Source organism: Streptomyces sp. NPDC001832 (assembly GCF_040297265.1).
GTDB lineage: Bacteria > Actinomycetota > Actinomycetes > Streptomycetales > Streptomycetaceae > Streptomyces.
On record NZ_JBEOYU010000023.1, the window covers coordinates 16101 to 36060 of the forward strand.

Consider the following 19960-nt stretch of genomic DNA (forward strand, 5'->3'; position numbering starts at 1 on the left):
ACGGCGGACCCTGCCGCCCTGGCAGAATCGGTAGGAGCCGTTCATACGGGACGGCGAAAATCGACTCCCTGAGGTCCCACGGTCCCCATGCCCCACACTCTCGCCTCGCTCGTCCAGCATTCGGCGCTCAAACTCACGGTGCGTGCGGGCGCGGACCGGCTCGACGCGCCCGTCCGCTGGGCGCACGCCAGCGAGCTGACCGACCCCGTCCCGTACATGGAGGGCGGCGAGCTCCTGCTCATCACCGCCACCAACCTCGACGCCGAGAACCCCGAGGCGATGCGGCGGTACGTGCGGCGGCTGGCCGGGGCCGGCGTCGTCGGGCTGGGATTCGCCGTCGGCGTCCACTACGACGAAGTACCCCAGGCGCTGATCGACGCCGCCGACGAAACGGGTCTGCCGCTTCTCGAAGTGCCGCGCCGCACCCCGTTCCTCGCCATCGCCAAGGCCGTGTCGTCAAAGACCGCCGCCGATCAGTACCGGGCGGTGACAGCGGGGTTCGAGGCGCAGCGGGAACTGACGAAGGCCGCACTCGCGGGCGACGGCCCCGGCGAACTCCTCACCCGTCTCGCCGCACATGTCGACGGCTGGGCAGCGCTGTACGACGCCTCCGGCGCGGTCGTCGCCGCCGCCCCCGACTGGGCCGCCCGCCGGGCCGCCCGGCTCACGCCAGATGTGCAACGGCTGCGGGAGCGCCCCGCCCCGGCCAGCGTGGTCGTCGGCGACACCGACGACCGGGTCGAGCTCCAGTCCCTGGGTACCGGCCGCCGGGTCCGGGGCGCGCTGGCCGTCGGTACCGGCGCGGCACTGGGCACCGCCGAGCGGTACGCCGTGCACTCGGCGGTCGCGCTGCTGACCCTGACCACCGCCCGCTCCCGGTCCCTCCAGCGCGCGGAGCAGCGGCTGGGCGCGGCGGTTCTTCGCATGCTGCTCGCCGGCCAGCCGGACCACGCACGGGCCGTCGCCGGGGATCTGTACGGGGGGCTGCTCGACGCACCGTTCCGGCTGCTCATCGCGGAGGCGTCCGCTCCCTCGACACCGGGCCCGCTCGGCGAGGCGATGGAGGCGGCGGCGTTCCGGACCGGCGAGACCCTGCTGGCCGTGCCCGAGGGCGAACGGCTCGTCGTCCTCGCCGCGGACGGCGGAGCGGCGGTCGCGGCCTGCGCGGCGTACGCGGCGGCTCAGGAGGCCCAGGAGGCCCAGGAGGCGCTGCCCCCGCGTGAACCGGCGACGGCGGGGGAGGACCGGCTGGTCGTGGGCCTGTCCGCACCGGCGGGCCCCATCGCCGTCTCCGCCGCGTACAAGCAGGCCGAACAGGCCCTGTCGGTGGCCCGCCGCAGGGGCAGGGCGCTGGTCGAGCACGAGGAACTGGCAACCGGCTCGGTGCTGCCGCTGCTCGCGGACGACGCCGTACGGGCCTTCGCCGACGGAATGCTCCGCGCCCTGCACGAACACGACGCCAAGGGCCGCGGCAATCTGGTCGCCTCTCTGCGGGCCTGGCTCTCCCACCACGGCCAGTGGGACGCGGCCGCGGCGGACCTGGGCGTGCACCGCCACACCCTGCGCTACCGGATGCGCCGGGTGGAGGAGATCCTGGGCCGCTCACTGGACGATCCGGACGTCCGGATGGAGCTCTGGCTGGCACTGAAGGCCACGAACTCCCCGTCGACGCCGGAGCCGTAGCCGCTGCCGTTGTCGTCGCGGGAAGGGCCATGCGCTCCTCGTCGGCGCCGGAGCCGTAGCCGCTGCCGGAAAGCTCCGCGTCCCCGCTCACGCCGACGCATCCGACAATCCGGCGTGTACCCGTCGAGCTCTGCTCCACGCCGGACAAACGCCAGCGCGGCCGTGCGGCCCTACGGTGGGGGCAGCACACCCCACGACTCCGAAGGGCCGGAACCTCCATGACTTCCACCCACGCCTTCTGGCTCGCCGGCCGCCAGGCCACCGGTGAGGACAGCTTCGACGTCACCAACCCCTGGGACGGCCGTCTCGTCGGCACCGTCAGCGTGCCGACCGACAAGCAGATCGAGGAGGCCGTCGCGGCCGCGCACGCCGTGCGCGAGGAGTTCGCCGCGACGCCGGCCCACGTCCGCGCCGCCGCGCTCGATCACGTCGTACGGCGCCTGGTGGAGCGCACCGAGGAGATCGCCCAGCTGATCTCCGCGGAGAACGGCAAGCCCATCAAGTGGGCCCGCGGCGAGGTCGGCCGTGCCGTCTCCGTGTTCCGGTTCGCCTCCGAGGAGGCCCGCCGCTTCAACGGCGGCGACGCCCAGCGCCTCGACACCGATGCCGGTGGCACCGGCCGTCTCGGCCTGACCCGGCGCTTCCCGCGCGGCACGGTCCTCGGCATCGCACCGTTCAACTTCCCACTGAATCTGAGCGCCCACAAGGTGGCCCCGGCCATTGCCGTCGGCGCCCCGATCATCCTGAAGCCCGCCCCGGCCACGCCGATCTCGTCGCTGATCCTGGGCGAGCTGCTGGCCGAGACCGACCTGCCGGCCGGCTCGTGGTCCGTGCTGCCGGTCCCCAACGACCGCATGCCCGCCCTGGTCCAGGACGAGCGCCTGCCCGTCATCTCCTTCACAGGTTCCGGCCCGGTCGGCTACTCGATCATGGAGTCGGTGCCGCGCAAGCACTGCACCCTGGAGCTCGGCGGCAACGGCGCCGCGGTCGTCCTCGGCGACTACGCCTCCGACGAGGACCTGGACTGGGCAGCGACGCGTATCGCGACCTTCTCCAACTACCAGGCCGGCCAGTCCTGCATCTCGGTGCAGCGCGTCATCGTGGACGCCTCGGTCCACGACCGGCTCCTCCCGAAGATCGTCGCGGCCGTCGAGGCCCAGGTCACCGGCGACCCGTCCGACGCCGCCACCGACGTCGGCCCGCTGGTCAGCGAGGACGCCGCCAAGCGCGTCGAGTCCTGGGTCGACGAGGCTGTGCAGGCCGGCGCCCAGCTGCTCACCGGCGGCAAGCGGGACGGCGCCACCTACGCGCCGACCGTGCTCGCGGAGCTCCCGGACGGCGTCACCCTCTCCGCCGAGGAGGTCTTCGGACCGGTGCTGTCCGTGCAGAAGGTGGACGGCGAGGCCGAGGCGTTCGCCGCCGTCAACTCCTCCAAGTATGGCCTGCAGGCAGGTGTGTTCACGCACGACCTGCAGACCGCGTTCCGCGCTCACCGCGCCCTCGAGGTCGGCGGCGTGATCATCGGCGACGTCCCCTCCTACCGCGCGGACCAGATGCCGTACGGCGGCGCCAAGCAGTCCGGCGTCGGCCGTGAGGGCGTCCGTTACGCCATGGACGACTACACCTACGAGCGGGTGCTGGTCCTCACCGGCCTCGCCCTGTAGGTCCGCGAACAGGATCGAACCGATCCACCAGCGCCGCCTGTGATCCGCCTGGACAGCACGACAGCAGGCGGCAGATGAACGGCCGGAGCCCACTGTGCGGGGGCTCCGGCCGTTCCTGCGTATCTGCACCCTGACCTGTGGCGATGGTCGGATCTTGGCTGGTTCAGATGGGGTAGTGGGAGCATCGTGGGAGCACGAGCCGCTAATCTCCGCACATGGCGAACCTTGTTGCGCGTAGGAACAGGGCTGGGGAGGTCTCCAGCTACCAGGTGAGGTGGAGTCCGTCGAGAACCGCACCGCGAGCAAGCGCTAAAGCAACAGCGCATCCGTGCGCTGGAGATGTACATGTTCCCGACCTTCGGCAACTGTGATACCCGCTCCGCCGAGCACTTCAGCAAGGCGACGATCGGCGCGTGGGTCAACAAGATGCTGAAGACGAAGGTCAAGCGTGGGTCGAAGATCAAGGACATGTCGCCGGAGACGCTACGGGGTCTGCACGTGCTGCTGTCGTCGGTCCTGAAGGAGGCCGTAGTCGCCGAGCCGCCGCTTCGGGACCGTAACCCGTGTGACCTGACCCGGCTTCCGCGCAATGACGACTGGGTCATCGGGGACAACGAGTCGAGTAATGACATGGAGTTCATGACACCCGAAGAGGTCGCCGGCCTCGTCGAGTGCTTCCCTCGCCCCAGTGATCGGATGCTCGTGCGGACGGCGACTGCGGTGGGGGAGATCAGTGCGCTCGCGGCGCGGCATGCCCGCAATGGATGTCGCGCTGGGCGGCGAAACCGGTCCGCCAGGTTGGCCACTCGGGCTGCCAACCCCGGCTTAGAGCAAGCGCGTTGAGAGCGCCGCGCTCCCACTCCTGCCGACCCGCCACCGCGCCGGGTGCGGGCACGCCGAGGGCTTTGGCCAGGGCCGGAAGCCACTCGTGGGCGGGGGCGGGCTCGTCGTCCACGATGTTGACCGGTCCGCCTGGCCAGTCGAGCGCGGCCAGCGCGGCGCCTGCCGCGTCGGCGACGTGGACGAAGGAGCTCACCGCGTCGTTCACCGCGGTGCTCCCCAGGAAGCGCGCCGACCGGTCGCCCGCCAGGGCCGCCGCGAAAGCGCTGCCCGGTGCGTACCAGGTGCCGGGCCCGTACAGCAGGCCGTAGCGCAGCAAGACCGCAGTCTCCAACTCGGCCGCCGTCTCCTCCAGGGCCCTGACGGCGGCCACCATCCGGGCTCGGGGTTGAGCGGCCGTGCTGTCGAGCGATACCACCTCCTCGGCAGGGCCTTCGCCCGGCGCGTACGCCCAGGAAATCGACTGTGCGACGATCCGGCCGACCCCAGCCGCCTTCGCGGCCTCCACCAGGTTCCGGGTACCCTCTCGGCGCATTCGGCCGTTGGCGGCCCCGTCCGCGCCGGCGAGGTCGGTGAGCTGGTGGATCACTACCTCCGGTGCTGCCGCGCAGACCGCGTGCCGCAGTCTCTCCGCGTCGAGTGCATCCGCCTGGAATCCCGTCGCTCCGAGGCTTCTGATCCGCTCGATCCCGGCCAGGGACCGTGAGGTCCCGGTGACCTCGTGCCCAGCCGCAACCAGCATCGGGACGAGCAAACTGCCGACAGCGCCGGTGGCGCCAGCGACGAAGACACGCATGAGAACTCCAGTTTCAGTGGGCGGCGGTGCGAGCCCAGCCTAGATCGGAAGCGACCGGAGCCTCATAGATCGCAAGCCCATCGGTGTCTGTCAGACCGGGGCAACTCCACTTCGGCGACGGCGCCGCGCTGACCGTACGGACGGGGACGACGAACCGCAGCCCGTCCACCGAGGCGAGCAGACCCTCTCTCACCCACATCTTCAGTCCGCGTTCGCGGCCGCGGACCGGTGGTGCGCCAGGAGGAGCGCCAGCGGCCCGGCGGGAAGCAGGAAACTTCCCTCATGCGCAGCACTGAGGGCATCGTTCATCGGCCACCATTCGAGCTTGAAGTCTTGTTCATTCTCCGTGAGTTCCTGCGGACCGAGGGTCAGACCGTGGGCCTCGAAGAGGTGAACCCGCGCCGGAGAACCGAGGGTGATGGCGTACGTGCCGAGTGAGCGCCACTGATCCGCGGTCACTCCGGCCTCCTCGCGCAGCTCGCGGGCTGCGCACTCGAGCGGGGTCTCCCCGGGCTCGAAGCGGCCGCCGGGGAGAAAGAGGTACTCGCCTCCGTGGTTGGGAAAATCGGCGCTCAGGAGGGCGACCAGGCCCTTCTCATCGCGGGCTACAACCACGGAGGCGTCAGGCATTTCACTCATGCCTGGTGAGGGTAGCGGTCAGGTGTGATACCAGGCGGCGTACGGCACGGTCGTCACGCTAGGGTGCGCGATGCCGCGGCCCTGGAATCCGTCGTCGCCATACGCATCGCCATGGTCGGCGCACATGATGACCAGCCACGGCCCTGCGGCGGTGAGTTGATCTATCAGGCGGCCCAGATGCTCGTCGGCATAGGCGAGCGCCGCCTGTTGGGAAGCGGCGGTGTCCGTGCTCTGGCCGATGTAGTGGCCGTGGGGGACATGTGTTGCGCTCACGTTGACGAAGAGGTACAGCGGGCGCCCGGCGTATTGATCGGCGAGTGCGAGGGCCTGGTCGACCTGGTGGCGGGTGGAGTCCGGCTCGGGGGAGCAGAACTCGGGACGCCAGTGGTCCTCGTCGAACAGGTCGGGCAGCACGCTGCCGAGCGGTGTCTCCCGCGAGAAGTAGGTGACGCCGCCCACGCACACTGTGCGGTAGCCGTGGGAGCCGAGTCCCTGCAGCAGGTTGGGCGCATCGAACACGAAGGTCTGCGGGTCGACGTCTTTGAAGGCGGGCGGCCGACATTCCCACAGCCGCGGCGGCTGGTGGGGCTGCGGCAGCTTGGGCAGGAACCCGGAGAAGAACGCCGTATGCGCGGGGAGCGTGAACGTGCCGGGGGTCCATCGCCGCTCCCACGCCTGTCCCGGCAGGAGCCGGGCGAGATGCGGGGTGTCGCCGGCGGCCATCGCGGTGGCAGCCACGTCGTAGCGCAGAGAGTCGAGGGTCACGAACAGAATGGACTGTCCGGAGCGGATGACTTGAGCCGCATCGATCGTCTCCATCAGTGCTCATCTTCCTTCCGGTACTCGACGATGACGCCGCGGGCGGCGTCGTTGACGGGAATCGGGACGCGGTCCTCGTCGATCAGCATCCGGATTGCCGCTACCCCGGATTCTTCGGTGAGGGGTTCGCCTTTCGCGTCGAACAAGGCCATGGAGACCTCTCCCGAGCGGTGGGTGATGTACGCGCTGGGTGCCTGACCCAGGCCGTGGGCGATGTCGAGGAGCTCGGACTCGGCCACCGGGGCGACGACGACAGTCACGTGACACCGGTGGTGCTGTGCGTTGGTGGCGCCGCGGGCGAACCGGGCGGCGTACTCGGTGCTGACGGGGTCGCCGTCGTGGGCAACCGCGACTCGGGGGGCTTTCTGAGTGACGACCAGACACGCGCCGAGCCACCAGGCGACGCCTGTGTGGATCTGCACGGGGTGGATGCCGGTAGCGCGGCCGTCCCGCAGGACGGCCGCGGTGTCGATCGGGTTAAGCACGGGTGCGCTCCAGGGTTTGCGCGATCTCGTGGACGAGCTGGTCGGGTGTCTTGCCCTCGGTGTCGACCCACACGGCGCTCGGATCGTCGGCCGCGACGGTCTCGAAGTTGAACAGGAGCTGCCTGAGACGGCCGGGGACGCTGAACAGCTCGGTGTCGTCCTGCTTGAGGTCGCCCTTGGTGCTCATGCGGGCTCGGAGGGTCTCCTCCGAACAGCGCAGGTAGAACGTGACGGTCGGTTGTACCAGGTAGGACAGGAACGGCTCTGCGATCTGCCGTACGTGTTTGATCGGGATGCCGCGTACTGTGGCGTGGCAGGCGATCACCGAGGCCTGATAGCGGTCGGCTATGACCGGGCCGGCCACGCGAGATTTGCGCACACAGTCGGAGGCGTGCATCAGGCCGGACAGGTAGAACGCGACCTGCGGCAGAGACGCGAGGCGATTGTTGACGGGCTTGGACCAGTCGTTGTGCGGCTTCGGCAGCGTGTGGAGGCTCGTCGCACGGAGCCGGTGGGCCAGCAGCCGGGCAAGGGTCGACTTCCCGATGCCGGACACCCCTTCGAGGACGATGAACGGCTTCTTGGAACCGTCGTAGAGGCGTGGCTCGTATGTGACAGGCAGGTTCACAGGGTTCCCTCCGTGAAGGCGGCGATGTGGCGGGCGACGGCTGCGGTCAGGGCGCGAGGTTCGTCGAGGTGCTTGCGCAGATCCATGCGCAGGTCATCGCGCAGTAGGCACGGCTGGAGTCCGCCGGCGTGGTCGATACGCAGGGCCCAGAACCCTTCAACGCACTTGGGGCGCATGGGGCAAGTGCCGCACTGGCCGACGTGGTGCCTGCCGAGGTCGCGGTGGATGACGTCGATCTCGACGCCGTCGACACGGAACACGCGGCGTCCTTGCCCCACCCCGGCGATCTCGGTGTGTTCGTCGCTGGTGAGGTTGCGCAGGTAGCGGATGGCGCCCTCGGCTGATACAGCTGCTGAGGAACCGGACTCGTTGTAGTCGGTATCGACGAGTTCGATGAGTTGGACAGGCAGGCGTCGTTCCAGGGCGTAGTCGAGGATGGCCTCGATCTCGTGTTCGTTCTGGCGTTGCAGAAGCGTGTTCAACTCGACACGGGGGACCACTTCCCGGGCGGCCTCGATGCCGTCGAGGATCGCTCCGATGCCCTGCGGGACGCGGGCGATCTCCATCAGCGACTCGTCGGAAAAGTAGTGCAGGCTCACTTTGATCTTGTCGAGCGGCGTCTGCGCGAGCCACTCCTGATTCCGGCGGACCAATAGGCCATTGGTAATGAGCGTGTACGTGGAGTCCGGCGTGCTCGGGGGGAGTTGCGTCAGGACCGGACGTGCCCAGCGGGATACGAGCGGCTCCCCGCCAGTGAAGTACACCCGCTTGAGCCCTGCCTCCATGAGGCTGGTGATGGTGCGCAGGAACGCGTCAGAATCGAACTGCCGCTCGCGCGGCTTGTGGCTGCGGTCTCGGTGCGTTGCGGGAGGTGGCACATCGCCCTCGTTGTGGCAGAACCAGCACAGCGCGTTGCACTGCGGGGTGAAGGACACACGGAGCTGCCCGCGGAGCGCCGCGAAATTGTGTAAGGCGGTGACGTCATACGCCCCACCAGAGGGAGTGAGGGGAAGAGGAATGGGTTTCAAGGTGGCCTCCAAGGAGTCGAAACGGGTCTGTGCGCGCGTCCCCAGGAAGCAAGGGGGCCTTTCAGGGAGCCAACTCGGGAGGAGATCTGGCGCCGAGCTCCTGGAGGAAACTGCCGGGAGCCGCGGGCATCCCGCGCCGTGAAGCGGCGTGCGTCACCACCCGGCGGCGGCGGTGATCAGGACGATGGCAACCAGGAAGACGGCAGCTTGGCACACGCGTCGGAACATGGGCCCTCCGGGACGTTCAGGCAATCGAGTCGAGCGTCGTGAGGTCATCCAGATCGACGACCTTGAAGTCCTGCAAGCAGCGAACGAGCTGTGAGGCCAGGAACCACCGCAGCTCTGACGTTCGGTAGGGAATGGGCGTGTCGTTGCCGGCCAGTTCCTTGATCCCGTGGGCGGTCCACTGGTAAGGCGTACCGATGACCCCGTAGAGGGGGGCGCTGCGCACCATCAGGGCGGTGTAGCCCTTCTGGAGGTGCGGACACTGCTCAACTGCGACGCGCAGGTGCGCCAGACAGACCGGGGGCTGCGCGGTGCGGAGGATATCCCCAGGCCGCGGAACGCCCTTGGCAGCGGGTTCCAGGAACGGGTAGCCCTCCGGTGTTCTGGTAGGGCCTGCGCAGATCTGACAGTGAAGCCGCGTCATCGTCTCGCGCTGCCTGGCGGGGTGAATCAGCCGCCACTGCGGCCGCCCGGACGGCAACCCGTTCAGACCGATCAACTGCGAGCACCGGCCCCACAGCACACCCCGCGGATCGCGGTCCTCTCGGCTCTCGTCCCAGTAGCCCAGAGCTGACCGGCCAGCGCGGTCAAAGGTGGCGCGCAGGGCCAGGATCGATTCGGGTTCCTCGCCTTCGCGGGCTGTGATGTATGGGACGAGGAGGCTCACCGTGCTCATGCGGCTGCTCCTGTCAGCGCAGTGGGGCGGCGCGGGGGAATGATCGCGCCGTCGGGCAGCAGTTCGCCGGTGTCGCCGAAGAGCAATACGCCGTTGCAAAGCAATGTCCAGCCCAAAACGTCGTCTCTTGCCACGGTCCTGGCCGCCTCGCGATCCGACGCGCCCGCGCTGGGGCAGGGAGTCTCGTGCTGGCACATGTGCGTCGTATTCCTCTCGGACGTGCTGCGGTGGGGGCCCTCTCCGGCTGGACCACGAACCGCGGGGGAGCGGAGTTGGATCGCCGGAGAGGGCGTTTCGGGAAGGAGCTGTCGGGCAGGCCGGTCGCCCTCACGGGGGAGCGGGAGAGGGCGACCGGGGCTCACACCCGTGATCGGCGGGGGAGTGTGAGCCGGTCCTCTGTGCTGTCCGCCGATCGGCGCCCGCCGGTGCAGGGGCGGGGCGATCGAGGCGGACCCGGAGGACCCCGATGGAAGGTCGTCTCCACGGAGCGACAAAGCAGCGGCGTGGAGACGACCGGTTCGAGGCGTCATGCGACGTCCTTGATGTACCGAGCCTCGATCAGTTTTTCGACGAGGTCGGAGGTCACGAAAGCCATGCGTCGAGCCATCCCGACGGCCTGCTGGTGGTCGGCTGGTAGGCGCGCATCCTGCATGGGGCGTCCTCGCTCGATGAGCTGCGTCATTTCATCGGTGGGCGGGAACTTGGTGTCGGCTACCGCGATTGCGCTGAGCCTTTTCAGATGGCTACGCAGGCGTTCGGCAAGTGCTGGGGTCGCGGCCTTGGGCGGCGGCTGGTTTCCGATCGTCGTGTCCAGGTCGTCAAAGATCGCCTCGACGTCGAGCGGAGACCACGCGGTGATCCGTGGCAGGACATGCCTCAAGTCGTCCTGGTCGAGCGGCGGTGTCCACTTCGGGACGTTGGACGTAGGAGAGACGACTCGTTTCTGCAGTACCGGAGCGGTGAGAAAGATAGTCATGCCGGTACCCGCTCTGGCCGCATGGTGGCGCGCACGGTCTTCCCGCCGTCAGCGGGGAACCAGGTGATGGCGGCGCCGAGGTGCTTGGCGCCCCACAGGCCGTGTCCCAGCTCTCCGGCCACTGCCTGGTCGAAGTTGGGGAATTCCGGGTCCAGGTCGGTGACGTCGATGATGAGGTCGTGGGCTTCGGTGACACGCAACCAGACCTCGGGGCCCTGCTGCGTCTCCCCGGGTGAGAGAGCGTGCTCGAGGGCGTTGTTCACCAGGACGTACAGCACGTCGATCGCGGCGTGCTGATTACCGTGCCAGCTCAGCATCGCGAGCCTCATCCGCCCGTTGATGCGGGCAAGTTTCAGCGCGCTGGGGTCGGCTGGGAGTAACAGACGCGTCTCGCGCGAGGCGAGCAGCGCCGCGGCGGGTTCCATCGTGGTGGGTCCTTCGGTCAGGGAGAGGGAGCACCAGGTCGTTGTGCCGTCAGGACTGACACCCCATGCAACGGCCATGGAGCTGACGAGGAAGAGGCCCCAGCCGCAGACGATGCGGCGAGGTTCCGAGAAGAGGTAACCGCGCCGCTAGACAGCGCTGACAGGTAATTACGGCTTCCGGCTCAGTGCGACCGACCGGAAATTTTTACCTTGCGCCTTCGCTGGACCCCTCTGGAGCTCTACCGTGGATGCATGACGGGGAATCCGCACTTAGCGGCACGGATCGAACGTGCCGGGCTGAAACAAGACGAGTTAGCGAACCGTCTGAACCAGCGGATCGAAGACCTGACCGGGCAGGTTGGAAAGCTGACCGACCGCCATGTCCGGAACTGGGTAACCGGAAAAACCCGATGGCCGCAGGCAAGACAGCGGGTCGTACTCGAAGAAGAATTCGGAGTCACCGCGGAGGAACTGGGCTTCATCCCTCCTGCCGGGCGAACACGAGCACCTTCGGAGGATCCTTTGCGGCGACGCACCTTCACCACTGCTACCGCTTCCCTGGCAGCGGCCGCCCTGCTGCCAGCCACACCGTCGAGCGGCTCCCGGCGGGTGGGCATGACCGACGCCGACCGCCTTGAGCGCAACTTCGTGGAACTCGTTCAGGCTGACAACGAGTCGGGCATAAACGTGAAGCTCGAGACTCGTGCTCTGGCCCATGCTCAGCACGCACTCGATCTGCAAGCCGTCGGCCACGCAGCCACCCGCGTGCGTCAGCGGCTGTACTACCTTGCTGCCGCGTTCACCGGCACCGCCCTCTGGGCGGCTGTCGACTCACGGGAAACTCAGCGTGCGAGCGGCCATCTGAATCAGGCAATGAAGCTGGCAGGTATGGCCGGGAGCAGCGAGATGCAGATGCGCTTGTGGGGCCACGCCGCACTTCTGTCCTACCAACAACGCCACCTGCCCGACGCCCTGGCCGCGGCCGAGGCCGGGACCAGGCAGCACATCTGTCGGCAGGACCCCCTCTTCCGCTCTCTCGCCAGCGCTCGCCTGGCGGGCATTCAATCCGCACTCGGTGACCCCACGCCGGCCCTGCGCAGCTTGGAGGTCGCCGAGAAGGCCTACGCGCGAGCAGACCAGGAAGGGGAACGTGCCTCCTGGATGGCGTTCTTCGACCGAGCAGAACTGGACGGCCTGTCCGCCCTGGTTTTCGGTCGGCTGGGGAAACACGCAGAGAGCGAAGCCCACCTACACCGCACTCTGGCGCGGCTACGCCCGGAGTACCGCCGAAACCGCACCTACTACGGGTTGAATCTCGCTCTCAGCCAGCTGGCCCAGGGCGAGCTCGAGCAGGCCTACGCGACAGTGCTTCCCCACCTGCCTGCATCGGGCAAACGGATGACTGGGCGAACAGGGAATCTTCTGGAACAGTTTGGCCGGGGCCTGACCCGCACAGCCCCCGAATCCCGCATCGCGGTCGAGTGGGCAGACCGCCGCGCCGAAGGAGGAAAGCACCGGTGACGGTCGACGTAGTGCACTACACCGCCGAGGACCTACCCGACATCCGGCAGCACATCCTTGATACTCACGTGGAAGTGCGCCGACGTGACTTCGGGCTCACAGGCCCCTTCTACGACGTTGACCGTTTCGACGAGCGGCTGTCCGCATACGCGTCCCGGCCCGGCTGGACGGCGGTGCTGGGGTACGAAGACGGCGACGTCGTCGGGTTCTGCTTCGGCACGGCCCTGGCGCCGGACACCAAGTGGTGGGGCAGCATGCTCACGCCCCTGCCTGCCGCCTTGATGGCCGAAAACGGGAAGCGCACCGTCGCGCTGAACGAAATCGTGGTGCGCAAGGCGTGGCGGGGGCGGAGCATCGCGTGGCAACTGCATGAGGCATGGCTGACTCACCGGACCGAGGAGCGCGTGACGCTGCTCGTCAACCCCCTCAATGGGGACGGCGCCGTCCAAGCTGTCTATGAGGCGTGGGGTTACCGCAAGTTGGGCGATCAGCAGCCATTTGCCGACTCGCCCGTATTCTCGGTCATGCTGCGCTCGGTCGCTCTGGCTGAGAACTAGGCGTTGCGCACTGACGAGCCGTCGGACGAGTGGGCCGCACGCCGGGACGCCCACCGACCCGCGCCCGGCGCGCGCAGGGCCGTCCCTCTCGGTGAAGGCCCCGCGCGGGCTGAGTACGTAGACCCGGATGCGTCGCGCAGGATGCTGGGGTGGGACGGGCACCGGTGGGTTCCCTCTGGTGTGGCCGACGACCACGCCGCGGCCGAGGAGGGAGGCTGGCCAATGCAGTTGCTTTAAGCACCCGCCCATTTCACAGGGTTCCTCTGCGCTTCGGCTTCGCCGCCGCAGGCGCTCGTCGCCATCACCCGCAGCTGCTAGGGCCTGTATCGAATGTGATGGCGCACGTGACACCGGAGCTTGAACGGTGTGGCGGCGCTCGGGCAAGATCACGTACATGGTTTCGGTGTTGCAGAACGTGGCGATCGACTGTGCGGATGCTTATGAGCTGGCCCGGTTCTGGAGCGAGGTGACCGGTTGTCCGCTGCACCCTGAGGACAAACCGGGCGACCCGGAGATCGACGTGATGCTGCCGGAGGGTCCGCTGCTGCACTTCAACCAGGTGCCAGAACCGAAGACAGTCAAGAACCGGATCCACCTGTGCCTGCGTCCGACGACCTCGCGCGAGGAGGAAGTCAATCGGCTGCTGGGCCTCGGTGCCACCCTTGTCGCCGATCGCCGAGAACCCGATGGCTCGGGCTGGGCCGTCCTCGCGGACCCCGAAGGCAACGAATTCTGTGTTCTCCGTAGTAAGTCTGACCGCGCAGCGATGCCTTCTTAAGGCTCACACTCGGAGCTCTGCCGATGCTGATCAAAGCCACTCGTTGATGGCCGCGACGAGGACGGTCGCTTCGTAGCGGACCGCGAGCTTGTCGTATCTCGTGGCCACGGCGCGGTGCCTTTTGAGGCGATTAATGCCGCACTCGACCGCATGGCGAGCCTTGTAGTCCTCGGGGTCGAACTTCGGCGGTTGGCCGCCGTGCGAGCCGAGCTTCTTGCGGTTACGGGCCTGGTCGGCCTTGTCTGGGATGGTGCAGCGGATACCGCGCCTGCGCAGGTAGGCGCGGTTCTTGCGGGACGCGTACGCCTTGTCGGCGCGGACCCGTTTGGGTCGGGACCGTGGACGTCCCGGACCCGGGCGTGCGACGCGGACCTTCTTCAAAACGGGCTCGAACTGCGGGGAGTCGCCTCGCTGTCCGGCCGTGATCACGATGGACATCGGCTGCTGGCCCTGCTCAACGGCCAGGTGCAGCTTGGTGGTCAGGCCGCCGCGCGATCGGCCGAGCCCGTGGTCGTACGGCTCGACCCCGATCCCGCCGGGCGGCTCTTTCTGCAGGTCCCCCTTTTCCGCGCCCCGGCGGCGTGCTGGTGGGCCCGGCACACGGTGGAGTCGATATTGAGGTCCCAGGTGATGAGGTCCCTGGCATCGGCCTGGGCCTGCAGTTCGGCGAAGATCCGCTGCCAGGTGCCGTCCCGCTGCCAGCGGCGGAACAGGTCGTACGACCTGGCCCAGGGCCCGTACCGGTCCGGCACGTCCCGCCACGGGACGCCGGTACGGGTGCGAAACCGTATGCCGTCGATCAGCTGTCGCCTGGTCCATATCGGCGGACGGCCCGGCTTCCTGCCCCGGGGCAACAGCGGCTCCAGGCGGGCCCACTGTGCATCCGTCAGATCTCCACGTGCCACGAAGCAAGATCATCCCACCTCAAGATCTACTTTCGATACACGCCCTAGGCCCCGGGATACACTGCCCCGCCCCACCCCGACCGGAGGTCATCTCAGTGTTACCCGCACGGGTATTCGCCGTTTCCCCGCTGGCTCTGGTGATTCTCGCCCTGTCCGGCTGCTCTTCCTGGGGCTGCACCGACACGACGGCGGAGCGCGGTAAGGCCGGTGCCAGGGTGCAGGTCGTGGACACGGATGGGCAGCCTCTCGGCGTCACCGCCGCAGTCGTTGACTGGCGCCTTGAGCCCCACCCGCAGGTGCCCTCCGAAGGTGACCGGGTCCACTTCCACTTCCGCTTCGACGGCGCCGACAAATATTCCGACCCTGCAGTGGACGCCTGCGCGGTCGACAAGGAGCGTGTGGCGTTGGGGTGTCAGACGGTTTACTCGTCCCAGGCATTCGGGCCGGCCGACGATCCCCTCACGGGCGACGACTGGCTCGCCGTCGAGCATTTTGAGCAGGTTGCCGGAGTGTTGTTGATCCCCAATGACCAGTCCTACGACCGACGCACCTGCGAGACGGACATGAAGGACGGTGGCGGGATACATCCTCCGGAACCACCCAGCAGGGGGGACCAGCTGTAGGGAGGTCAAGGCGGTTGAGCGCGAGGCACGGGTCTGCCGGCGCACCGGTGTTTGCGCTGTTTGGTGGTCTGATTGTGTGCCCATCGCCCCGGTGCCACCTTGCTGCGGCCGCTCCGGGTTCTCAGGATCGGCCATCGCATCGGTTTCTTGATCGCTCGGGGCCAGTCCCGGCCGGACCGGGGCGGCAGTAGACGGGACCGCGCTTCCTCGATGGCCTCCTTCCAGGCGTTGGTCAGCGTGCGCCTGGAGGCGCCGTGCTGGGACGGTACGCTGCGCCGGGCGATCCGGACGCAGCGGAGGTAGGAGAGCCGGAGCCAGGCACAGTTACGACGTTGTCGGCTATTGATGTTGAGGCGTGATGACCTGAGAGTTCGGCTGGTGGGTGATTTAGCAGGTCATCGGGCTGACGGGAACGAGTTCGGTGCTCGGTTTGCGGCGGGTGGGCCGCTGGGCGGCTCGGTCGGAGACCAGGCCGGCGATGGCCCGGTGCGTGGCCGGGTAGTGCTCGCGGCGGCCGAGGAAGCGCTGCAGCGGGCGCCACTGCTTGTGCTCCGCGTTGGCGTGTTCGACGCAGATCCGAGCCGAGGACTGGCGGCGCCGTTGCTCACGCCAGGCGTACTGGTCACCGAGCGGGGCGTCTTCCTTCGGCTTCTTCGGCGGCGCACTGACCTGTTCGGGGAACTCGTTCGCCAGACCCCGGTAACCCTCATCCACCTCGGCTCTCACGTCCCGGTGGAGACGGAATTGCTCGGCGATGCCTTCGGTGCGCATCGCGGTCTGATCGTGCATTCTTCCGGGCCGGTCGGCCCCGGACCACAGGGTGCGGCCCTGACCATCGCTGATCGTGGTGGTCTTCATGGTGTTCTGCTTCTTCTTTCCGGAGACGAACGCGCAGCGGCCCGGCCGGTGGGCCTTCGGGCGGCGGACCTGGGTCTCGGTCCCGTCGATCCGCAAGGTCACGTCCTCCGCATCGGCGTAGGCGAACACGTCGGCCAATGTTCGCAGGCGTAGTCCAGACTGGCCGGGGACAGCGAAGCCGCGGTCGGCGGGCAGCGGGCGGATCTCGCCGATGGCCTCGGTGACGGTGGAGCGGCCGACCCCGTACAACTCGGCGAGCGCGGCGTGCGGGAGCTGAGTGCGCAGGTGGACCAGCGCGACCAACACTCGGTCGGTGAACACCAGCTCGTGCTTGCGGCCGGCCCCAGCGGCACGGTGACGCTTCCCTCCCCGCCGCTGATGCAATGCCGATTCCCGCCGGGCCTGCCACGGTCCGGCCAACTCCTCGATCAAACCGCCGAGATGTGCACGCGAGACGCCTGTGAAGGCAGGATGGGACAAAGCCGCACGGGCCCACTTCTTGGTCACACTCGAAGAACCCGTGCGGCCGCCCCCACGTCACGGCCTGTGACCGCTCTCATGCTTGGCGGGCAGGACGGAAGCTTTCCTCCAGGAACGCCGAAACCGCCTCGGTGAACGCCTCCGGCGCTGCGTGGTGGATCAGGTGTCCAACCGGGATAGCGATCACTCGCCCGCCAGGGATGCGGCGGGCGAGCTCGACGACACCGCTCTGGGGAACATGACTGTGTGGGCCGCCGGCGAGCACGAGGGTCTCGGCGGTGATCTGGCCGAGTCGCTCCAGCCACCTGGGATCGGGCTGGTCGATCTGCCGCCTGACGGCCAGCACCATCTCCCAGTCGAAGGTCAGGGCGCCGTCCGGCCTGGCCGGGGTGCTCGGCTCCCGGGGACGGGGGACCGGCACATCCTCCAGGACGAGCCGGCTCACCCGCTGCGGATGGTCCTCCGCGAGCAGGTAGGCCACGATCCCGCCCATGGAGTGCCCGATCAGATCCACTGTTCCAAGTCCCAGTGCGTTCAGGAACCGGAGCACATCGGCCTGCATAAGTTCGAGTGAGTAGTCCCCCGGCCAGTCGCTTCGGCCGTGACCGCGAAGATCGAGGGCGTACACCCTTCGACTCCGGGCGAGGGCGGGCACAACCGCCTCCCAGTCGGTGGCATCCTCACCCAGCGCGTGCAACAGGACGAGCGGCGGAGCATCCGGAGGACCCGACGTCTGATAAGCCAGCCGGACCTCGCCAACGTCGACCGAGCGTTGATCAACCATGTCCGGAGGATATGCGGACGGGTCCTGCCGGAGATTGGCGTTCACCAGCAGCCGAACCACCATCCCCAGTCAGCAGCTCGGGTTCTCAGCCACACAGTTCCGGCCCCGATCTTCAATAGCCGACAACGCCGTTAGTCTCCGTAACGCTTTTGGTCGTCCTGGCGGCCGGCACGGGCGTGAAGCCCTGAGGGTAGGTAACCGCAGGCCAGGGCGACGTCGCGGTCATGGTTCCCATGTGGTGTTCCCACGGGAAAACCACAGCGGGCTGAAACGGCTTGGGACGGGCCAGGACGGGTTGATACGGGCCGAGCCGCTGAGCATTCGTGCAGGTTAGAGGAAAACCGCAGGTCAGGGCGGTGCAGGGGGCCCACTGTGCGGGGGCTCCGGCCGTTTCTGCTGCCCCGCCCACGGCCTGACCACCGTGTCACCGCGGGGCTGGCCAGTGGAGTGGCTCCGGACCCGATCGGCGTCCGGGGGATGGTGGGAGTGCCGGTAATCGGGTACATCAGGACAAGTAGCACCGGTTGGTACGGCTCGGCAGGCGCCCACGCGCGCTCCGCGCGGACCGGCCGAGTCCGCCCACCCCACAACGCGGCGAGGTGAGCTCCTCATGTCCGCACCATCCGCTCCGAAGAACACGCCCAAGGTCACCGAGCGTGAAGCGCGCCAAGTGGCCGAGGCCGCGCGCGAACAGGACTGGCACAAGCCCAGTTTCGCCAAGGAACTCTTCCTCGGGCGCTTCCGGCTCGACCTGATCCATCCGCATCCGCTGCCGGCCGCGGACGACGTCCGGCGTGGCGAGGCGTTCCTCGCCCGGCTGCGCGACTTCTGCGAAACCAGGATCGACAGCGCCCTCATCGAGCGTGACGCGAGGATTCCCGATGAGGTGATCAACGGCCTCAGGGAACTCGGCGCCCTCGGGATGAAGATCGACCCGAAGTACGGCGGCCTCGGCCTGACCCAGGTCTACTACAACAAGGCCCTCGCCCTGGTCGGCTCCGTCAGCCCCGCGATCGGTGCGCTGCTCTCCGCCCACCAGTCCATCGGCGTACCGCAGCCGCTGAAACTCTTCGGCAGCCAGGAACAGAAGGAAACCTTCCTGCCCCGGCTGGCCAGCACCGACATCTCGGCGTTCCTGCTCACCGAACCGGACGTCGGCTCCGACCCGGCCAGGCTCGCCACCTCGGCGGTTCCGGACGGACCGTACTACATCCTCGACGGCGTGAAGCTGTGGACGACCAACGGTGTCGTCGCCGACCTGCTCGTCGTGATGGCCCGGGTTCCGAGGTCGGCAGGCCACAAGGGCGGCATCACGGCCTTCGTCGTCGAGGCGGACTCCCCGGGCATCACCGTCGAGAACCGCAACGCGTTCATGGGCCTGCGCGGCCTCGAGAACGGCGTCACCCGCTTCCACCGGGTCCGGGTCCCGGCCGCGAACCGCATCGGCCCCGAAGGCGCAGGGCTCAAGATCGCCCTCACCACGCTCAACACGGGACGGCTCTCCCTGCCCGCCATGTGCGTCGGCGCAGGGAAGTGGTGTCTGAAGATCGCCCGCGAGTGGTCGGCGGTCCGTGAGCAGTGGGGCAGGCCGGTCGCCCGGCACGAGGCCGTCGGCGCAAAGATCTCCTTCATAGCCGCGACCACCTTCGCGCTCGAAGCGGTGGTCGACCTCTCCTCCCAGATGGCGGACGAGAACCGCAACGACATCCGGATCGAAGCGGCCCTCGCCAAGCTGTACGGCTCCGAGATGGGCTGTCTGATGGCCGACGAACTGGTCCAGATCCGGGGCGGCCGGGGCTTCGAGACAGCCGAGTCCCTCGCCGCCCGCGGCGAACGCGCCGTCCCCGCCGAACAGCTCCTGCGCGATCTGCGGATCAACCGGATCTTCGAGGGCTCCACCGAAATCATGCATCTGCTGATCGCCCGTGAGGCCGTCGACGCCCATCTGAAGGTTGCGGGGGACATCATCGACCCCGACAAACCTCTCTCCGCCAAGGCGAAAGCGGGCGCGAACGCAGTCGGCTTCTACGCCCGCTGGCTGCCCAAGCTCGTCACAGGTCCAGGGCAACTCCCGCGTACGTACGCGGAATTCAACCCGCCCGGACACCCTGACCTGTCCACCCATCTGCGCTACGTCGAACGCTCCGCCCGCAAGCTCGCGCGCTCAACCTTCTACGCCATGTCGCGCTGGCAGGGCCGGATGGAGACCAAGCAGGGCTTCCTCGGAAGGATCGTCGACATCGGCGCGGAACTCTTCGCGATGAGCGCCGCCTGCGTCCGCGCCGAGCTGCTGCGTTCCTCCGACGACCACGGCCGCGAGGCATACCGGCTCGCCGACGTCTTCTGCCGCCAGTCTCGCGTCCGGGTCGAGGAACTCTTCACCCGACTGTGGTCCAACACCGACGACCTGGACCGGCGCATGGTCGAGGGCGTTCTGTCCGGTGCGTACACCTGGCTGGAGGAAGGCATCATCGATCCGAGCGGCGAAGGCCCCTGGATCGCCGACACCGCTCCCGGACCGTCCGTTCGGGACAACGTCCACCGTCCTGTTCGCTGAACCGCGGACCACC

21 protein-coding genes are annotated in these 19960 nt (G+C 68.3%); 8 read left to right on the forward strand and 13 right to left on the reverse strand.

What is annotated here, in order from left to right; genetic code table 11:
- The first annotated feature begins 87 nt into the window (after nt 1-87).
- Both ABT115_RS19015 and ABT115_RS19020 read left to right on the forward strand, forming a co-directional pair.
- Nucleotides 88-1683: a PucR family transcriptional regulator gene (locus ABT115_RS19015; RefSeq protein ID WP_351790889.1), complete on the forward strand. Its 1596-nt coding sequence runs from the start codon at nt 88-90 to the stop codon at nt 1681-1683.
- Between the two features lie 218 nt (nt 1684-1901).
- Nucleotides 1902-3347 (forward strand): aldehyde dehydrogenase family protein, encoded by a 1446-nt coding sequence (locus ABT115_RS19020; protein WP_351790892.1) that lies wholly within the window; start codon nt 1902-1904, stop codon nt 3345-3347.
- Nucleotides 3348-4077: 730 nt separating this feature from the next.
- Here ABT115_RS19020 and ABT115_RS19025 read toward each other — a convergent pair.
- From ABT115_RS19025 to ABT115_RS19070, 10 genes are all read right to left on the reverse strand, one after another.
- Nucleotides 4078-4983, reverse strand: coding sequence for an NAD-dependent epimerase/dehydratase family protein (locus tag ABT115_RS19025; protein ID WP_351790894.1), 906 nt, complete (start codon nt 4981-4983; stop codon nt 4078-4080).
- A gap of 201 nt (nt 4984-5184) precedes the next feature.
- A complete protein-coding gene (locus ABT115_RS19030; RefSeq protein ID WP_502969124.1) occupies nt 5185-5613 on the reverse strand; it encodes an NUDIX hydrolase in 429 nt (142 codons plus the stop codon).
- Between the two features lie 27 nt (nt 5614-5640).
- On the reverse strand, nt 5641-6441 hold the full coding sequence (locus tag ABT115_RS19035; protein ID WP_351790900.1) for an STM4013/SEN3800 family hydrolase: 801 nt from the start codon (nt 6439-6441) through the stop codon (nt 5641-5643).
- Nucleotides 6441-6926 carry a phosphohexomutase domain-containing protein gene (locus tag ABT115_RS19040; RefSeq protein ID WP_351790903.1) on the reverse strand — a complete coding sequence of 162 codons (486 nt, stop codon included), beginning with the start codon at nt 6924-6926 and terminating at the stop codon, nt 6441-6443. The genes ABT115_RS19035 and ABT115_RS19040 overlap by 1 nt, the downstream gene beginning before the upstream one ends.
- On the reverse strand, nt 6919-7554 hold the full coding sequence (locus tag ABT115_RS19045) for a dTMP kinase (RefSeq protein WP_351790906.1): 636 nt from the start codon (nt 7552-7554) through the stop codon (nt 6919-6921). Before ABT115_RS19045 ends, ABT115_RS19040 begins: the two co-directional genes overlap by 8 nt.
- A complete protein-coding gene (locus ABT115_RS19050; RefSeq protein WP_351790909.1) occupies nt 7551-8489 on the reverse strand; it encodes a radical SAM protein in 939 nt (312 codons plus the stop codon). Before ABT115_RS19050 ends, ABT115_RS19045 begins: the two co-directional genes overlap by 4 nt.
- Nucleotides 8490-8826: 337 nt before the next feature.
- A complete protein-coding gene (locus ABT115_RS19055; protein ID WP_351790912.1) occupies nt 8827-9483 on the reverse strand; it encodes a hypothetical protein in 657 nt (218 codons plus the stop codon).
- Nucleotides 9480-9680, reverse strand: coding sequence for a DUF5999 family protein (locus ABT115_RS19060; RefSeq protein WP_351790915.1), 201 nt, complete (start codon nt 9678-9680; stop codon nt 9480-9482). The genes ABT115_RS19055 and ABT115_RS19060 overlap by 4 nt, the downstream gene beginning before the upstream one ends.
- Nucleotides 9681-10009: 329 nt before the next feature.
- Nucleotides 10010-10363 carry a DUF6415 family natural product biosynthesis protein gene (locus ABT115_RS19065; protein WP_351790918.1) on the reverse strand — a complete coding sequence of 118 codons (354 nt, stop codon included), beginning with the start codon at nt 10361-10363 and terminating at the stop codon, nt 10010-10012.
- A 92-nt stretch (nt 10364-10455) separates the two neighbouring features.
- Nucleotides 10456-10884 carry an ATP-binding protein gene (locus ABT115_RS19070; protein WP_351790920.1) on the reverse strand — a complete coding sequence of 143 codons (429 nt, stop codon included), beginning with the start codon at nt 10882-10884 and terminating at the stop codon, nt 10456-10458.
- A gap of 252 nt (nt 10885-11136) precedes the next feature.
- Here ABT115_RS19070 and ABT115_RS19075 point away from each other — a divergent pair, with 252 nt between their 5' ends.
- From ABT115_RS19075 to ABT115_RS19090, 4 genes are all read left to right on the forward strand, one after another.
- A complete protein-coding gene (locus ABT115_RS19075) occupies nt 11137-12405 on the forward strand; it encodes an NsdA family TPR-like regulatory protein (protein WP_351790922.1) in 1269 nt (422 codons plus the stop codon).
- Nucleotides 12402-12962, forward strand: a complete 561-nt coding sequence (locus ABT115_RS19080) for a GNAT family N-acetyltransferase (protein ID WP_351790924.1) — start codon at nt 12402-12404, stop codon at nt 12960-12962. The genes ABT115_RS19075 and ABT115_RS19080 overlap by 4 nt, the downstream gene beginning before the upstream one ends.
- 3 nt (nt 12963-12965) lie before the next feature.
- A complete protein-coding gene (locus ABT115_RS19085) occupies nt 12966-13199 on the forward strand; it encodes a DUF6087 family protein (protein ID WP_351790926.1) in 234 nt (77 codons plus the stop codon).
- Between the two features lie 157 nt (nt 13200-13356).
- Nucleotides 13357-13740 carry a VOC family protein gene (locus tag ABT115_RS19090; protein ID WP_351791068.1) on the forward strand — a complete coding sequence of 128 codons (384 nt, stop codon included), beginning with the start codon at nt 13357-13359 and terminating at the stop codon, nt 13738-13740.
- Nucleotides 13741-13770: 30 nt separating this feature from the next.
- On the opposite strand, the gene ABT115_RS19095 is transcribed toward ABT115_RS19090, so the two are convergent.
- Nucleotides 13771-14645 (reverse strand): IS5 family transposase gene (locus ABT115_RS19095; protein WP_502969123.1). Its coding sequence is split into 2 segments (ribosomal slippage): nt 13771-14253 and nt 14256-14645, totalling 873 coding nucleotides; the frame shifts between segments, so codons are not numbered across the junction.
- Between the two features lie 95 nt (nt 14646-14740).
- On the opposite strand from ABT115_RS19095, the gene ABT115_RS19100 reads away from it, so the two are divergent.
- The gene (locus ABT115_RS19100; RefSeq protein WP_351790931.1) at nt 14741-15268 is read left to right on the forward strand and encodes a hypothetical protein; all 528 of its coding nucleotides are present in this window, start codon (nt 14741-14743) and stop codon (nt 15266-15268) included.
- Between the two features lie 387 nt (nt 15269-15655).
- Here ABT115_RS19100 and ABT115_RS19105 read toward each other — a convergent pair whose 3' ends face one another.
- Both ABT115_RS19105 and ABT115_RS19110 read right to left on the reverse strand, forming a co-directional pair.
- Entirely contained in the window at nt 15656-16633 is a 978-nt protein-coding gene (locus ABT115_RS19105) for a transposase family protein (RefSeq protein WP_351790934.1), read from the reverse strand.
- Nucleotides 16634-16682: 49 nt separating this feature from the next.
- Nucleotides 16683-17390 (reverse strand): alpha/beta fold hydrolase, encoded by a 708-nt coding sequence (locus tag ABT115_RS19110; protein WP_351790937.1) that lies wholly within the window; start codon nt 17388-17390, stop codon nt 16683-16685.
- Nucleotides 17391-18000: 610 nt separating this feature from the next.
- Between ABT115_RS19110 and ABT115_RS19115 the strand changes: the two genes are divergently transcribed.
- Nucleotides 18001-19947, forward strand: coding sequence for an acyl-CoA dehydrogenase family protein (locus tag ABT115_RS19115; RefSeq protein ID WP_351790939.1), 1947 nt, complete (start codon nt 18001-18003; stop codon nt 19945-19947).
- Nucleotides 19948-19960: the final 13 nt, after the last annotated feature.

Bases quoted from the DNA above. Each gene is read 5' to 3' on its own strand.
- ABT115_RS19035 (WP_351790900.1), bottom strand. From the start codon at position 6,441: ATGGAGACGATCGATGCGGCTCAAGTCATCCGCTCCGGACAGTCCATT.
- ABT115_RS19070 (WP_351790920.1), bottom strand. From the start codon at position 10,884: ATGGAACCCGCCGCGGCGCTGCTCGCCTCGCGCGAGACGCGTCTGTTA.
- ABT115_RS19055 (WP_351790912.1), bottom strand. From the start codon at position 9,483: ATGAGCACGGTGAGCCTCCTCGTCCCATACATCACAGCCCGCGAAGGC.
- ABT115_RS19090 (WP_351791068.1), top strand. From the start codon at position 13,357: ATGGTTTCGGTGTTGCAGAACGTGGCGATCGACTGTGCGGATGCTTAT.
- ABT115_RS19060 (WP_351790915.1), bottom strand. From the start codon at position 9,680: ATGTGCCAGCACGAGACTCCCTGCCCCAGCGCGGGCGCGTCGGATCGC.
- ABT115_RS19015 (WP_351790889.1), top strand. From the start codon at position 88: ATGCCCCACACTCTCGCCTCGCTCGTCCAGCATTCGGCGCTCAAACTC.
- ABT115_RS19075 (WP_351790922.1), top strand. From the start codon at position 11,137: ATGACGGGGAATCCGCACTTAGCGGCACGGATCGAACGTGCCGGGCTG.
- ABT115_RS19030 (WP_502969124.1), bottom strand. From the start codon at position 5,613: ATGCCTGACGCCTCCGTGGTTGTAGCCCGCGATGAGAAGGGCCTGGTC.
- ABT115_RS19115 (WP_351790939.1), top strand. From the start codon at position 18,001: ATGTCCGCACCATCCGCTCCGAAGAACACGCCCAAGGTCACCGAGCGT.
- ABT115_RS19025 (WP_351790894.1), bottom strand. From the start codon at position 4,983: ATGCGTGTCTTCGTCGCTGGCGCCACCGGCGCTGTCGGCAGTTTGCTC.
- ABT115_RS19020 (WP_351790892.1), top strand. From the start codon at position 1,902: ATGACTTCCACCCACGCCTTCTGGCTCGCCGGCCGCCAGGCCACCGGT.
- ABT115_RS19110 (WP_351790937.1), bottom strand. From the start codon at position 17,390: ATGGTTGATCAACGCTCGGTCGACGTTGGCGAGGTCCGGCTGGCTTAT.